Source organism: Streptococcus mitis (assembly GCF_002096925.1).
GTDB lineage: Bacteria > Bacillota > Bacilli > Lactobacillales > Streptococcaceae > Streptococcus > Streptococcus mitis_AF.
The window spans coordinates 76,905-90,581 of sequence record NZ_NCVN01000011.1 but is presented as its reverse complement, the minus strand read 5'-3'; the positions used below and the strand labels follow the sequence as shown (position 1 = coordinate 90,581).

The 13,677-nt window shown below is 42.1% G+C and carries 16 protein-coding genes, 2 pseudogenes and 1 other annotated feature; of the genes and pseudogenes, 15 read left to right on the top strand and 3 right to left on the bottom strand.

The annotated features are described in order from the left end of the window. Window positions 1-671: pseudogene (locus B7692_RS11475) on the top strand (transposase); the annotation flags it as partial. A gap of 102 nt (window positions 672-773) precedes the next feature. Here the strand turns inward: B7692_RS11475 and B7692_RS03315 are convergent. Next, window positions 774-1,856: a DEAD/DEAH box helicase gene (locus tag B7692_RS03315; RefSeq protein WP_084929896.1), complete on the bottom strand. Its 1,083-nt coding sequence runs from the start codon at window positions 1,854-1,856 to the stop codon at window positions 774-776. After that, window positions 1,853-2,830 (bottom strand): Gfo/Idh/MocA family protein, encoded by a 978-nt coding sequence (locus B7692_RS03310; protein WP_084929895.1) that lies wholly within the window; start codon window positions 2,828-2,830, stop codon window positions 1,853-1,855. Before B7692_RS03310 ends, B7692_RS03315 begins: the two co-directional genes overlap by 4 nt. A 141-nt stretch (window positions 2,831-2,971) precedes the next feature. On the opposite strand from B7692_RS03310, the gene B7692_RS03305 reads away from it, so the two are divergent. The 4 genes from B7692_RS03305 (at window position 2,972) to rpmA (ending at window position 4,843) form a co-directional block, all read left to right on the top strand. Further along, the gene (locus tag B7692_RS03305) at window positions 2,972-3,676 is read left to right on the top strand and encodes a YoaK family protein (RefSeq protein WP_084929894.1); all 705 of its coding nucleotides are present in this window, start codon (window positions 2,972-2,974) and stop codon (window positions 3,674-3,676) included. Window positions 3,677-3,734: 58 nt separating this feature from the next. Continuing rightward, window positions 3,735-3,822 (top strand) — a sequence feature (ribosomal protein L21 leader region). A 36-nt stretch (window positions 3,823-3,858) separates the two neighbouring features. Continuing rightward, a complete protein-coding gene (gene rplU / locus B7692_RS03300; protein ID WP_000109141.1) occupies window positions 3,859-4,173 on the top strand; it encodes a 50S ribosomal protein L21 in 315 nt (104 codons plus the stop codon). 15 nt (window positions 4,174-4,188) lie between these two features. Further along, complete coding sequence (locus tag B7692_RS03295; protein ID WP_000613694.1) at window positions 4,189-4,533, top strand: ribosomal-processing cysteine protease Prp; 345 nt, start codon at window positions 4,189-4,191, stop codon at window positions 4,531-4,533. Between the two features lie 16 nt (window positions 4,534-4,549). Continuing rightward, window positions 4,550-4,843, top strand: coding sequence for a 50S ribosomal protein L27 (gene rpmA / locus B7692_RS03290; protein ID WP_000916509.1), 294 nt, complete (start codon window positions 4,550-4,552; stop codon window positions 4,841-4,843). Between the two features lie 277 nt (window positions 4,844-5,120). On the opposite strand, the pseudogene B7692_RS11175 reads toward rpmA, so the two are convergent. Then, window positions 5,121-5,195, bottom strand: a pseudogene (locus B7692_RS11175) (AraC family transcriptional regulator); the annotation flags it as partial. Here B7692_RS11175 and B7692_RS03285 point away from each other — a divergent pair. The 10 genes from B7692_RS03285 (at window position 5,188) to rsmI (ending at window position 13,595) form a co-directional block, all read left to right on the top strand. Then, entirely contained in the window at window positions 5,188-6,096 is a 909-nt protein-coding gene (locus B7692_RS03285; protein ID WP_084929893.1) for a LysR family transcriptional regulator, read from the top strand. The pseudogene B7692_RS11175 and the gene B7692_RS03285 sit on opposite strands and share 8 nt — an antisense overlap. After that, a complete protein-coding gene (gene lspA / locus B7692_RS03280) occupies window positions 6,093-6,554 on the top strand; it encodes a signal peptidase II (RefSeq protein ID WP_084929892.1) in 462 nt (153 codons plus the stop codon). The genes B7692_RS03285 and lspA overlap by 4 nt, the downstream gene beginning before the upstream one ends. Beyond that, the gene (locus tag B7692_RS03275; protein WP_084929891.1) at window positions 6,544-7,434 is read left to right on the top strand and encodes an RluA family pseudouridine synthase; all 891 of its coding nucleotides are present in this window, start codon (window positions 6,544-6,546) and stop codon (window positions 7,432-7,434) included. Before lspA ends, B7692_RS03275 begins: the two co-directional genes overlap by 11 nt. Window positions 7,435-7,543: 109 nt before the next feature. Further along, window positions 7,544-8,653 carry a glutamate 5-kinase gene (gene proB / locus B7692_RS03270; protein ID WP_239822369.1) on the top strand — a complete coding sequence of 370 codons (1,110 nt, stop codon included), beginning with the start codon at window positions 7,544-7,546 and terminating at the stop codon, window positions 8,651-8,653. Between the two features lie 9 nt (window positions 8,654-8,662). Continuing rightward, a complete protein-coding gene (locus B7692_RS03265; protein ID WP_084929889.1) occupies window positions 8,663-9,925 on the top strand; it encodes a glutamate-5-semialdehyde dehydrogenase in 1,263 nt (420 codons plus the stop codon). Window positions 9,926-9,928: 3 nt separating this feature from the next. Continuing rightward, a complete protein-coding gene (gene proC / locus B7692_RS03260) occupies window positions 9,929-10,726 on the top strand; it encodes a pyrroline-5-carboxylate reductase (RefSeq protein WP_084929888.1) in 798 nt (265 codons plus the stop codon). Between the two features lie 114 nt (window positions 10,727-10,840). Next, window positions 10,841-11,479, top strand: coding sequence for a dTMP kinase (tmk, locus tag B7692_RS03255; protein ID WP_084929887.1), 639 nt, complete (start codon window positions 10,841-10,843; stop codon window positions 11,477-11,479). Beyond that, the gene (locus tag B7692_RS03250) at window positions 11,476-12,366 is read left to right on the top strand and encodes a DNA polymerase III subunit delta' (protein WP_084929886.1); all 891 of its coding nucleotides are present in this window, start codon (window positions 11,476-11,478) and stop codon (window positions 12,364-12,366) included. The genes tmk and B7692_RS03250 overlap by 4 nt, the downstream gene beginning before the upstream one ends. Before the next feature lie 39 nt (window positions 12,367-12,405). Then, complete coding sequence (gene yabA / locus B7692_RS03245; RefSeq protein WP_000358228.1) at window positions 12,406-12,723, top strand: DNA replication initiation control protein YabA; 318 nt, start codon at window positions 12,406-12,408, stop codon at window positions 12,721-12,723. Between the two features lie 2 nt (window positions 12,724-12,725). Continuing rightward, window positions 12,726-13,595, top strand: coding sequence for a 16S rRNA (cytidine(1402)-2'-O)-methyltransferase (rsmI, locus tag B7692_RS03240; protein WP_084929885.1), 870 nt, complete (start codon window positions 12,726-12,728; stop codon window positions 13,593-13,595). Window positions 13,596-13,677: the final 82 nt, after the last annotated feature.

Here is a 13,677-nt window from a genome sequence, read left to right as displayed (position 1 = left end):
TTTTCAGTACGTGCTGAAAAGTATGAGAAGTATCAAGAGACATTTGAAGGGCGTAACAGTTTTTCCAAAACCAATCCAGATGCCACTTTTATGCGAATTCCTTGAAACCTATCCTCATGACTTGAAGACAGTTGTCGCAGATGCTGGATATGGAAGTGAAGAGAACCTCCTTCGTTTAGATGAAAAGGAGGTGAACCATCTGATTAAATATGCCATGTTTGACAAGGAACAGAAGAGAGGGTATAAACAGTCAGCTAGAAACTTAGGGAATTGGTACTATAATGACAAGGAGGATAGCTACACACATCCTTACGGCTGGTATTATCGTTTTCACCATATCAAACATCAGAAAACACAGACGGACTTTCAACAGGAAATCAAGGTTTACTACGCTGATGAACCTGAATCAGCCCCTCAAAAGGGACTGTAGTATGAACGAACGCTATTAAAACTTGAAAGCTAAAGAATGTCAGGCGCTTTTATCTCCCGAAGGTAGACAGATTTTCACTCAACGCAAGATTGATGTGGAACCTGTCTTTGGGCAGATAAAGGCTTGTTTGGGTTACAAGAGATGTAATCTGAGAGGGAAGTGTCAAGTGAGAATTGACATAGGTTTGGTACTTATGGCCAATAACCTCCTCAAATACAATAAGAGAACGACTCAAAATTAAAAAGCTAGAGTTCCGCTATTGGAAATCTCTAGCTTCTTTGTGGCTGAGAACTATTTTGTCTCAGGTTCTTTATCTTCAATCAGGGGTTGGCGAGAGCCAACCTTATTTGATATAGAGTTCTTGATTTTTTAGGACAATTTCACGGACACTTGCAAACTTCTTAAGTTTTTTGAGTTCTTCTGGATGAGTGACGAGAGTGATAACATAACCTTCTTTGCCCATGCGGCCAGTACGGCCAGCACGGTGTGTGTAGGTTTCGCTATCTCTAGGAATATCAAAGTTTACAACACATTCGAGGCTATCGATATCAATTCCACGTGCAAGAAGGTCAGTTGCAAGGAGTAGGGTTAGTTGCTTATCTTTAAACTTTTCTAAGATGACTTTTCTAAATTTGACATTAACATCACTAGCAAGAGAAACAGCCAATATATCACGATACTGTAATTTTTCTTCTGCACTTCCAAGGTCTGATAGGCTGTTAAAGAAGACCAGACCGCGGAAATCCTCAACATGAGCTAGTTTTCGTAGCATATCCACTCGGTGACGTTGATCTACCTGCATATAGAAATGTTGGATGTTGTCCAATTTTTGGTCAGAAAGATCAATGGTACGTGTGTTAGGCGCAATCTTTTCTTGGTCAAACTTGGTCGTCGCACTCATATAGACAAGTTGGTGGTCACGAGGTGCGTAGTGAGTAATTTTCTCGACAAAGTGTATCTGAGAATCATCTAGCAATTGGTCGAATTCATCCAGGATGATGGTTTCCACATTCATCATCTTGATTTTTTTCAATTTAATCAACTCAAAGATACGGCCAGGTGTTCCAATCAGAATTTCTGGTCCTTTTTTAAGACGTTCAATTTGGCGCTTCTGACTCGAACCTGATAAGAAGAGTTGGGCAGTCAAGCCGATAGCCTCTGCCCATGTTTTACATACATCAAAAATCTGTCCGGCAAGTTCTGTATTTGGTGCTAGAATCAAGAGTTGCTGCGCTTTTTTCTTTTGTAGTCTGAGAAGGTTTGGTAGGAGGTAAGCTAGGGTCTTACCAGTTCCTGTTGGGCTCACTCCTAGGAGGTTTTCTCCAGCAAGAAGGGGCTCAAATAGTTGGGTTTGAATGGGAGTGAATTCTTGGAAACCGAGTTGGTCACTCAGTTCTTGCCATTCAGTCGGTAGTTTGGTTTTCATTTTTCTGCCTCAAATCTAATGCCAGCAGTCTGGCGCATAGTATATAGTAGCTCATGAACTGAACTTGCATCTTCCAGCCAAGTTTGGTAGAGATTCAGATCTGGTTGCTGGATCATGTGTGCAAATGCAACGACTTCCTCAGTCATCGTATGAGGAGCCTGTTGGATAGGAAGATGGACTTGATTTCCTTGGTGGTCGCTAAAAATAGCCGAGCTGACATGTTCGATCGTGTTGAGAGTCAAGGTTCCATCTGTTGTGTGAATTTCACAAGGAAGATTGGAAGTGATGTTTTTCCCAGCCTTGATGTGAACTTGAAAGTCTGGGTAGAAGAGGATTCCGTCACCATTTAGGTCAATGCTATTGTCAAGCTGTTGCCCCTGATAGGTTGCATCCTTAGCTTTTCCAAAGAGACGAACGGTAGCGTAGAGGGGGTAAATCCCCAAATCCATAAGAGCTCCACCAGCAAAACGATCTGAAAAGACATTTGGTGTCTCCCCAGTCAACAAGTTAGGCATTTTGGAAGAATACTTGGCATAGTTGAAATCTGCTCCCAAAATTTGTTTGTCTGCTAAAAAGTTTTTGATGATAGTGAAAGCTTTTTCATGGTAATTGCGGGCTGCTTCGAATATAAAACAGTGATTTTTCTCAGCTGTATGTTTCAAATCTAGCCATTCTTGTGGCTGAGTGACAGCTGGCTTTTCAAGAATGACATGTTTACCTGCAGACAATGCAGCTTTTGCCTGAGCAAAATGCAAGGAGTTTGGGCTAGCAATATAGACCACATCAAAGGAGCTCTTGAAGAAGTCCTCTACTTGATCAAAGAGTTGGATATTCTGATAGCGAGAAGCAAAGGTTGCCGCAGTTTCTAGTTTTCTAGAATAGACTGCGACCAGCTTGTATTCTCCACTGGAATGGGCTGCTTCTATGAAGTGGTGGCTGATAGCCCCTGTTCCGATGACGCCTAATTTAAGCATAGTTACTCCTTTTCCGATTTCAAATCCTTCTTTCATTATAACATAGATAGACGGGACTATCCAACAGAGGGTAAAAAATTTCAAATAAGCTACTAGGTCTTTTCCAAATAAAGTGGTACAATAATGAGATGAGTAAATGAAATGGGAGGGAAAATGAGGTTATTACCTATAAGAAAAATATCACGTCAGTCTAAGAGGCTAGCGCTTTTTTTGACTTTTTGTGCAGGATATGTAGACGCCTATACTTTTATTGTGCGAGGGAATACTCTTGTAGCTGGACAAACTGGGAATGTCGTCTTTCTTTCAGTAGAATTAATTCAAAATAATGTTTCAGATGTTAGGGACAAGGTTCTCACCTTGTTAGCTTTTATGATGGGAGTCTTTTTACTAACGATTTATAAGGAAAAATTGAGAATTGTGAAAAAGCCAATTTTGTCATTGCTTCCTTTAGCAATCTTATCAATCATTATTGGTTTTGTGCCGCAAACTGTAGATAATATCTATCTAGTACCGCCCTTAGCCTTTTGTATGGGCTTGGTGACAACTACTTTTGGTGAGGTTTCGGGTATTGCCTACAATAATGCCTTTATGACAGGGAATATCAAACGGACCATGCTGGCTTTTGGAGATTATTTCCGAACCAAGCACACACCTTTTTTGCGTGAAGGATTCATATTTGTTAGTCTGCTTAGTAGTTTTGTCCTTGGCGTTGTCTTTTCAGCCTATTTGACGATTTTCTATCATGAAAAGACCATTCTTGGTGTTCCTATTATGATGAGCATTTTTTACCTCAGCATGCTTTTTGCCAAGTGGCGGAAAAAAGTAAAAGAAAAAGCTTCATTTTAGGTGTTATTACTTGTAAGAAAATAGGAGATATGCTATACTTGAAGAGTTGACTATGCACGATCCTGTGCAACCGCACGAACATCGTTGCTTGATTATTCAAGTTTAAGTGGTTCGTCCCACGATGCTAGGCGAGTCTTCACAAAAAATTCGGGGAAACCCATAAAAATCATAGGAGGTGCATAATGAGCACATACGCAATTATCAAAACTGGCGGAAAACAAGTTAAAGTTGAAGTTGGTCAAGCAGTTTACGTTGAAAAATTGAACGTTGAAGCTGGTCAAGAAGTTACTTTTAACGAAGTTGTTCTTGTTGGTGGTGAAAACACTGTTGTCGGAACTCCACTTGTTGCTGGAGCTACTGTAGTTGGAACTGTTGAAAAACAAGGAAAACAAAAGAAAGTTGTTACTTACAAGTACAAACCTAAAAAAGGTAGCCACCGTAAACAAGGTCACCGTCAACCATATACAAAAGTTGTCATCAACGCAATCAACGCTTAATTTTAAGGAGAACACATGATACAGGCAGTCTTTGAGAGAGCCGAAGATGGCGAGCTGAGGAGTGCGGAAATTACTGGACACGCCGAGAGTGGCGAATACGGCTTTGATGTCGTGTGTGCATCGGTTTCTACGCTTGCCATTAACTTTATCAATTCTATTGAGAAATTTGCAGGCTATGAACCAATCCTAGAATTAAACGAAGATGAAGGTGGCTATCTGATGGTTGAAATACCAAAAGATCTTCCTTCACACCAGAGAGAAATGACCCAGTTATTCTTTGAATCATTTTTCTTAGGTATGGCAAACTTATCGGAGAACTCTTCTGAGTTCGTCCAAACCAGAGTTATCACAGAAAACTAACACGGAGGAAAACATTATGTTAAAAATGACTCTTAACAACTTGCAACTTTTCGCCCACAAAAAAGGTGGAGGTTCTACATCAAACGGACGTGATTCACAAGCGAAACGTCTTGGAGCTAAAGCAGCTGACGGACAAACTGTAACAGGTGGATCAATCCTTTACCGTCAACGTGGTACACACATCTACCCAGGTGTAAACGTTGGACGTGGTGGAGACGATACTTTGTTCGCTAAAGTTGAAGGCGTAGTACGCTTTGAACGTAAAGGACGCGATAAAAAACAAGTTTCTGTTTACCCAATCGCTAAATAAAAAGGTCCAGTGAACCTTTTTATCCCGAGCCTTAAAATATAAAGGCGAGGAAGCTAGAAATAGCATAAACTAAGGCTTTCCGAGTTTTCGGAGAGCCTCTTTTTTTGGTTTGGTACCCATATTATGGAAATTGTATTTGCATCATATTATAAACGGTAAATCAACAAGATATGCTGTTTTTGTTTGCTTGAAATCAGATAAGGACTGAAAAAAGACATTATTCTAATTCTTGTCTTGGAATGTTAGAGTATTTATTGAGACTTGAAAATTTCCATACTTTTTTCCTTTTTGGAAAACTTCTAAAATATGGTATAATGAAAAGATAAAGAAGTTGGGGGTAGAAGATGAACATTCAACAATTACGCTACGTTGTGGCTATTGCGAATAGCGGTACTTTTCGTGAAGCTGCTGAGAAGATGTATGTTAGTCAGCCGAGTCTGTCCATTTCTGTTCGTGATTTGGAAAAAGAGTTGGGTTTTAAGATTTTCCGTCGGACCAGCTCAGGGACTTTCTTGACCCGTCGTGGTATGGAATTCTATGAAAAAGCTCAAGAATTGGTTAAAGGATTTGATATTTTTCAAAATCAGTATTCTAATCCTGAGGAAGAAAAGGATGAATTTTCCATTGCCAGTCAGCACTATGACTTCTTGCCACCAACTATTACTGCCTTTTCAGAGCGCTATCCTGATTATAAGAACTTCCGTATTTTTGAGTCTACTACAGTTCAAATACTTGATGAAGTAGCGCAAGGGCATAGTGAGATTGGGATTATCTACCTTAACAATCAAAATAAAAAGGGGATCATGCAACGGGTTGAAAAGCTAGGTCTTGAGGTCATTGAATTAATTCCCTTCCATACCCACATTTATCTCCGCGAGGGGCATCCTTTGGCTCAGAAAGAGGAACTGGTCATGGAGGATTTAGCGGATCTACCAACGGTTCGTTTCACTCAAGAAAAAGACGAGTACCTTTATTATTCAGAGAACTTTGTTGATACCAGTGCGAGCTCACAGATGTTTAATGTGACAGACCGTGCTACCTTGAATGGTATTTTAGAGCGGACGGATGCTTATGCGACTGGTTCTGGATTTTTAGATAGTGATAGTGTCAATGGCATCACAGTTATTCGTCTCAAGGATAACCTAGATAATCGCATGGTCTATGTTAAACGTGAAGAAGTGGAGCTGAGTCAAGCTGGGACTCTCTTTGTAAAAGTCATGCAAGAATATTTTAATCAGAAGAGGAAATCATGAAAAAAAGAGGAATAGTGGCAGTCATTGCACTGCTTTTGATTGGGCTGGATCAGTTAGTCAAATCCTATATCGTCCAGCAGATTCCACTGGGTGAAGTGCGCTCTTGGATTCCCAATTTCGTTAGCTTGACCTACCTGCAAAATCGAGGGGCAGCCTTTTCTATCTTACAAGACCAGCAGTGGTTATTTGCTATCATTACACTGGTCGTTATGGTAGGTGCCATTTGGTATCTACATAAACACATGGAGGACTCATTCTGGATGGTCTTGGGTTTGACTTTGATCATTGCAGGTGGTCTTGGAAATTTTATTGACAGGGTGAGTCAGGGCTTTGTTGTGGATATGTTTCACCTTGACTTTATCAATTTTGCAATTTTCAATGTGGCAGATAGCTATCTGACGGTCGGAGTGATTATTTTATTGATTGCAATGTTAAAAGAGGAAATAAATGGAAATTAAAATTGAAACTGGTGGCCTGCGTTTGGATAAGGCTTTGTCGGATTTGACAGAATTATCACGCAGTCTCGCGAATGAACAAATCAAATCAGGCCAGGTCTTGGTCAATGGCCAAGTCAAGAAAGCTAAATACACAGTTCAAGAGGGCGATGTCGTCACTTATCATGTGCCAGAGCCAGAGGTTTTAGAGTATGTAGCTGAGAATCTTCCGCTAGAAATCATCTACCAAGATGAGGATGTGGCAGTCGTTAACAAACCTCAGGGGATGGTTGTGCATCCGAGTGCTGGTCATACTAGTGGAACTCTGGTAAATGCCCTTATGTACCATATTAAGGATTTGTCGGGTATCAATGGGGTTCTGCGTCCAGGAATTGTTCACCGTATTGATAAGGATACGTCAGGCCTTCTCATGATTGCTAAAAACGATGAGGCGCATCTAGCACTTGCCCAAGAACTCAAGGATAAAAAGTCTCTCCGCAAATATTGGGCGATTGTTCATGGAAATTTGCCTAATGATCGTGGTGTGATTGAAGCGCCGATTGGCCGTAGTGAAAAAGACCGTAAGAAACAGGCTGTGACTGCTAAAGGGAAGCCTGCAGTGACTCGTTTCCACGTCTTGGAACGCTTTGGTGATTACAGCTTAGTGGAGTTACAACTGGAGACAGGGCGTACCCATCAAATCCGTGTTCATATGGCTTATATTGGTCATCCAGTCGCTGGGGATGAAGTCTATGGTCCTCGTAAGACTCTGAAAGGGCATGGACAATTTCTTCATGCCAAGACCCTAGGTTTTACTCATCCGAGAACAGGTGAGATTTTGGAATTTACAGCAGATATCCCAGAGATTTTTAAGGAAACTTTGGAGAGATTGAGGAAGAATTAGACGTGATAAAAGGTTGAGATGACTTGTCTCGACCTTTTTCCTATCAACTCTTTTCTATTTCCTGCCATTCATGTTATAATGGATAAATATGAAGAATCGGAGTGAGACTATGAAATTCAAACGGATTGTCTTTAAGGTGGGGACTTCTTCTCTGACGAATGAGGATGGAAGTTTATCACGTAGTAAAGTAAAAGCTATTACCCAACAGTTGGCTATGCTGCACGAGGCTGGTCATGAATTGATTTTGGTGTCGTCAGGTGCCATTGCGGCTGGTTTTGGGGCCTTAGGATTTAAAAAGCGTCCGACTAAGATTGCTGATAAACAGGCTTCAGCAGCGGTAGGACAAGGGCTTTTGTTGGAAGAATACACGACCAATCTTCTCTTGCGCCAAATCGTTTCTGCACAAATCTTGCTGACCCAGGATGATTTTGTGGATAAGCGCCGTTATAAAAATGCCCATCAGGCTTTGTCAGTTCTACTTAGCCGTGGCGCGATTCCTATTATCAATGAGAATGACAGTGTCGTTATTGATGAGCTCAAGGTCGGGGACAATGATACTCTAAGTGCACAGGTTGCAGCCATGGTCCAAGCAGATCTTTTGGTCCTCTTGACAGACGTAGACGGTCTATATACAGGAAATCCTAGTTCAGATCCAAGAGCCAAACGCTTGGAGCGAATCGAGACCATCAATCGTGAGATTATCGATATGGCCGGTGGAGCTGGTTCGTCTAATGGTACAGGTGGCATGTTAACCAAAATCAAAGCTGCAACTATCGCGACAGAATCAGGAGTTCCTGTTTATATCTGCTCATCCTTGAAGTCAGATGCCATGATTGAGGCAGCTGAGGAGACCAAGGATGGTTCCTACTTTGTTGCGCAAGAGAAGGGACTTCGTACCCAGAAACAATGGCTGGCCTTTTATGCTCAGAGTCAAGGTTCTATTTGGGTTGATAAAGGAGCTGCAGAAGCTCTCTCTCAACATGGAAAGAGTCTTCTTTTATCTGGTATTGTTGACGCAGAAGGAGCCTTTTCTTACGGTGATATCGTGACAGTATTTGACAAGGAAAGTGGAAAATCACTTGGAAAAGGACGCGTGCAATTTGGTGCATCTGCTTTGGAGGATATGTTGCGTTCTCAAAAAGCCAAGGGTGTCTTGATTCACCGTGACGATTGGATTTCCATTACTCCTGAAATCCAACTACTCTTTACAGAATTTTAGAGGTAAACTATGGTAAGTACACAAGAACAATTTGAACAGGTACAGGCTGTTAAAAAATCGATCAACACAGCTAGTGAAGCAGTGAAAAATCAAGCCTTGCTAGCCATGGCTGATCACTTATTAACAGCTACTGAGGAGATTTTAGCAGCCAATGCCCTCGATATGGAAGCGGCCAAGGGTAAAATCTCAGATGTGATGCTGGATCGTCTTTATTTGGATGCAGGTCGTATAGAAGCAATGGCAACTGGGATTCGTGAAGTGGTTGCTTTACCAGATCCAATCGGTGAAGTTTTAGAAACCAATTATCTTGAAAATGGTTTGGTTATCACAAAGAAACGTGTAGCTATGGGAGTTATTGGTATTATCTATGAAAGCCGTCCAAATGTGACGTCTGATGCGGCTGCTTTGGCTCTTAAAAGTGGAAATGCAGTTGTTCTTCGTAGTGGCAAGGATGCCTATCAAACGGCCCATGCCATTGTCACAGCCTTGAAAAAGGGCTTGGAGACGACTACTATTCACCCAGATGTGATTCAACTGGTGGAAGATACCAGCCGTGAAAGTAGCTATGCCATGATGAAGGCCAAGGGCTATCTAGACCTTCTTATTCCTCGTGGAGGAACTGGGTTGATCAATGCAGTGGTTGAGAATGCTATCGTACCTGTTATCGAGACAGGAACTGGGATTGTCCATGTTTATGTCGATAAGGACGCAGATGAAGATAAGGCTTTATCTATTATCAACAATGCTAAAACTAGTCGTCCTTCTGTCTGCAATGCCATGGAGGTTCTGCTGGTTCATGAAGACAAGGCAGCAAGCTTCCTTCCTCGCTTGGAGCAAGTGCTGGTTGCAGATCGAAAAGAAGCTGGGTTGGAACCAATTCAATTCCGACTCGATAGCAAAGCAAGCCAGTTTGTTTCAGGTCACGCAGCTGAAGCACAAGACTTTGACACCGAGTTTTTAGACTATGTACTAGCTGTTAAGGTTGTGAGCAGTTTAGAAGAAGCAGTTGCTCATATTGAAACCCACAGTACCCATCATTCGGATGCCATTGTGACGGAGAATGCTGAAGTTGCAGCTTACTTTACAGATCAAGTAGACTCTGCAGCAGTCTATGTCAATGCCTCAACGCGTTTCACCGATGGTGGCCAATTTGGTCTTGGTTGTGAAATGGGGATTTCTACTCAGAAACTGCACGCGCGTGGTCCAATGGGCTTGAAAGAATTGACCAGCTACAAGTATGTGGTTACTGGTGACGGACAGATAAGGGAGTAAAAAATGAAGATTGGATTTATTGGTTTGGGAAATATGGGAGCTAGCTTGGCCAAGGCTGTTTTGCAGGCCAAGACGGGTGATGACCTTCTCCTTGCCAATCGCAGTCAAGCCAAGGTGGATGCTTTCATTGCCGACTTTGGCGGTCAAGCTTCTAGCAATGAAGAAATCTTTGCAGAAGCAGATGTGATTTTTCTAGGTGTTAAGCCAGCTCAGTTCTCAGACTTGCTTTCTCAATATCAGACCATTCTTGAAAAACGAGGGAGTCTTCTTTTGATTTCGATGGCAGCTGGATTGACTTTGGAAAAACTCGCTAATCTTCTGCCAAGTCAACACCGAATTATTCGTATGATGCCGAATACCCCTGCTTCTATCGGGCAAGGAGTGATTAGTTATGCCTTGTCTCCTAATTGCAGGGCTGAGGACAGTGAGCTATTTTGTCAGCTTTTAACTAAGGCTGGTCTCTTGGTTGAACTAGGAGAAGGATTAATCGACGCGGCGACAGGTCTTGCAGGTTGTGGACCAGCCTTTGTCTATCTCTTTATTGAGGCCTTGGCAGATGCAGGTGTTCAGACAGGATTACCACGAGAAATAGCATTGAAAATGGCAGCTCAAACTGTGGTAGGAGCTGGGCAATTGGTCCTTGAAAGTCAGCAACATCCTGGAGTATTGAAAGACCAAGTTTGTAGCCCAGGCGGTTCGACTATCGCTGGTGTAGCAAGCCTAGAAGCGCATGCTTTTCGAGGAACGGTCATGGATGCAGTTCATCAAGCCTACAAACGAACACAAGAATTAGGTAAATAAGAGGTAGTTTTATCTGCCTCTTTTATGGTGGTTGAAATGAGAAGACAAAAAAGATTGTCACAAACCCCCATTTTTTTGATAGAATAGAAGTAGTAAAAAAGAAATGAGTTAGACATGTCAAAAGGATTTTTAGTCTCTCTTGAGGGACCAGAGGGAGCAGGAAAGACCAGTGTTTTAGAGGCTCTGCTCCCAATTTTAGAGGAAAAAGGGGTAGAGGTGCTGACGACCCGTGAACCTGGTGGAGTCTTGATTGGGGAGAAGATTCGGGAAGTAATTTTGGATCCAAGTCATACTCAGATGGATGCGAAGACAGAGCTTTTGCTCTATATCGCCAGTCGCAGACAGCACTTGGTGGAAAAAGTTCTCCCTGCCCTTGAAGCTGGCAAGTTGGTCATTATGGACCGCTTCATAGATAGTTCCATTGCATATCAGGGATTTGGTCGTGGCTTGGATATTGACGCCATTGATTGGCTCAATTACTTTGCGACAGATGGCCTTAAACCCGATTTGACACTCTATTTTGACATCGAGGTGGAAGAAGGGCTGGCTCGTATTGCTGCTAATAGCAATCGCGAGGTCAATCGTTTGGACTTGGAAGGGTTGGACTTGCACAAAAAAGTTCGTCAAGGTTACCTTTCTCTTCTGGACAAAGAAGGAAGTCGTATTGTTAAGATTAATGCCAGTCTTCCTTTGGATCAAGTTTTGGAAAATACCAAGTCTGTCTTATTTGAAAGAATGGGATTAAGTAAATGAAGCAAGAGCAACTAAAAGATTTGCAACCAGTCCAGTTTGACCGTTTTGTCCGTATCTTGGAGCAAAATCAGCTCAATCATGCCTATCTGTTTTCAGGCTTATTTGGTGGCTTGGATATGGCAAAATTTTTAGCTAAAAGTCTTTTTTGTACTGACAAGGTAGGTGTTTTACCCTGTGAGAAATGCCGGAATTGTAAGCTGATTGAACAGGGAGAATTTCCCGATGTTACCTTAATTAAACCAGTCAATCAGATCATCAAGACAGAACGGACTCGAGAATTGGTGGGGCAGTTTTCTCAAGCAGGGATTGAAAGCCAGCAGCAGGTCTTTATTATCGAGCAAGCTGAGAAAATGCATCCTAATGCAGCCAATTCTCTGCTCAAGGTCATCGAAGAACCCCAGAGTGAGGTTTACATTTTCTTCTTGACTAGCGATGAGGAAAAGATGTTGCCGACCATCCGTAGTCGAACCCAGATTTTCCACTTTAAAAAGCAAGAAGAGAAGCTCATCTTGCTCTTAGAACAACTGGGGCTTGTTAAGAAAAAAGCGACTCTTTTAGCCCAGTTTAGTCAATCACGATCTGAAGGAGAAAAGTTGGCTAATCAGGCAAGTTTTTGGACTTTGGTCGATGAAAGTGAACGCCTGCTGACTTGGTTAGTAGCTAAGAAAAAAGAAAGTTATCTGCAGGTTGCTAAATTAGCCAACTTGGCAGATGACAAGGAAAAACAGGATCAGGTTTTACGGATTCTTGAAGTTCTCTGTGGACAGGACCTCTTACAAGTAAGAGTAAGGGTGATTCTACAAGATTTGCTAGAAGCCAGAAAAATGTGGCAAGCCAATGTCAGCTTTCAAAATGCCATGGAATATCTGGTCTTGAAAGAAATATAAACTCAAAAATTCACGATAATGAAAGGAAAGGGCTGTTTTATGGACAAAAAAGAATTATTTGACGCGCTGGATGATTTTTCCCAACAGTTATTGGTAACCTTAGCCGATGTGGAAGCTATCAAGAAAAATCTCAAGAGCCTGGTAGAGGAAAATACAGCTCTTCGCTTGGAAAATAGTAAGTTGCGGGAACGCTTGGGTGAGGTAGAAGCAGATGCTCCTGTCAAGGCCAAACATGTTCGCGAAAGTGTCCGTCGCATTTACCGTGATGGATTTCACGTATGTAATGATTTTTATGGACAACGTCGAGAGCAGGACGAGGAATGTATGTTCTGTGACGAGTTGTTATACAGGGAGTAGGCATGCAGATTCAAAAAAGTTTTAAGGGGCAGTCTCCCTATGGCAAGCTGTATCTAGTAGCAACGCCGATTGGAAATCTAGATGATATGACTTTTCGTGCTATCCAGACCTTGAAAGAAGTGGACTGGATTGCTGCTGAGGACACGCGCAATACAGGGCTTTTGCTCAAGCATTTTGATATTTCCACCAAGCAGATTAGTTTTCATGAGCACAATGCCAAGGAAAAGATTCCTGATTTGATTGGTTTCCTGAAAGCAGGACAAAGTATTGCTCAGGTCTCCGACGCGGGTCTGCCTAGCATCTCAGACCCTGGTCATGATTTGGTCAAGGCAGCGATTGAGGAGGAAATCGCAGTTGTCACTGTTCCAGGTGCCTCTGCAGGAATTTCTGCCTTGATTGCCAGTGGTTTAGCGCCACAGCCACATATCTTTTACGGCTTTTTACCCAGAAAATCAGGCCAGCAAAAGCAATTTTTCGACTCAAAAAAAGACTATCCAGAAACTCAGATTTTCTATGAATCGCCCCATCGTGTGGCAGATACGTTGGAAAATATGCTAGAAGTCTACGGTGATCGCTCGGTCGTCTTGGTCAGGGAATTGACTAAAATCTATGAAGAATACCAAAGAGGAAAGATCTCTGAATTGCTGGAAAGCATCTCTGAAACGCCACTTAAGGGAGAATGCCTTCTCATCGTTGAAGGTGCCAGTCAGGATGTGGAGGAAAAAGACGAGGAGGACTTGTTTTTAGAAATCCAAGCCCGTATCCAGCAAGGCATGAAGAAAAACCAAGCTATCAAGGAAGTCGCTAAGATTTACCAGTGGAATAAAAGTCAACTCTACGCTGCCTATCACGACTGGGAAGAAAATGACTAAACAGGGAAGTTTGCCTTCTTCCCTTTTTTTGTTATACTAGTAGAAGAAAAAAATAGAAAGATTTGTGGGTGTTAAACAAGCC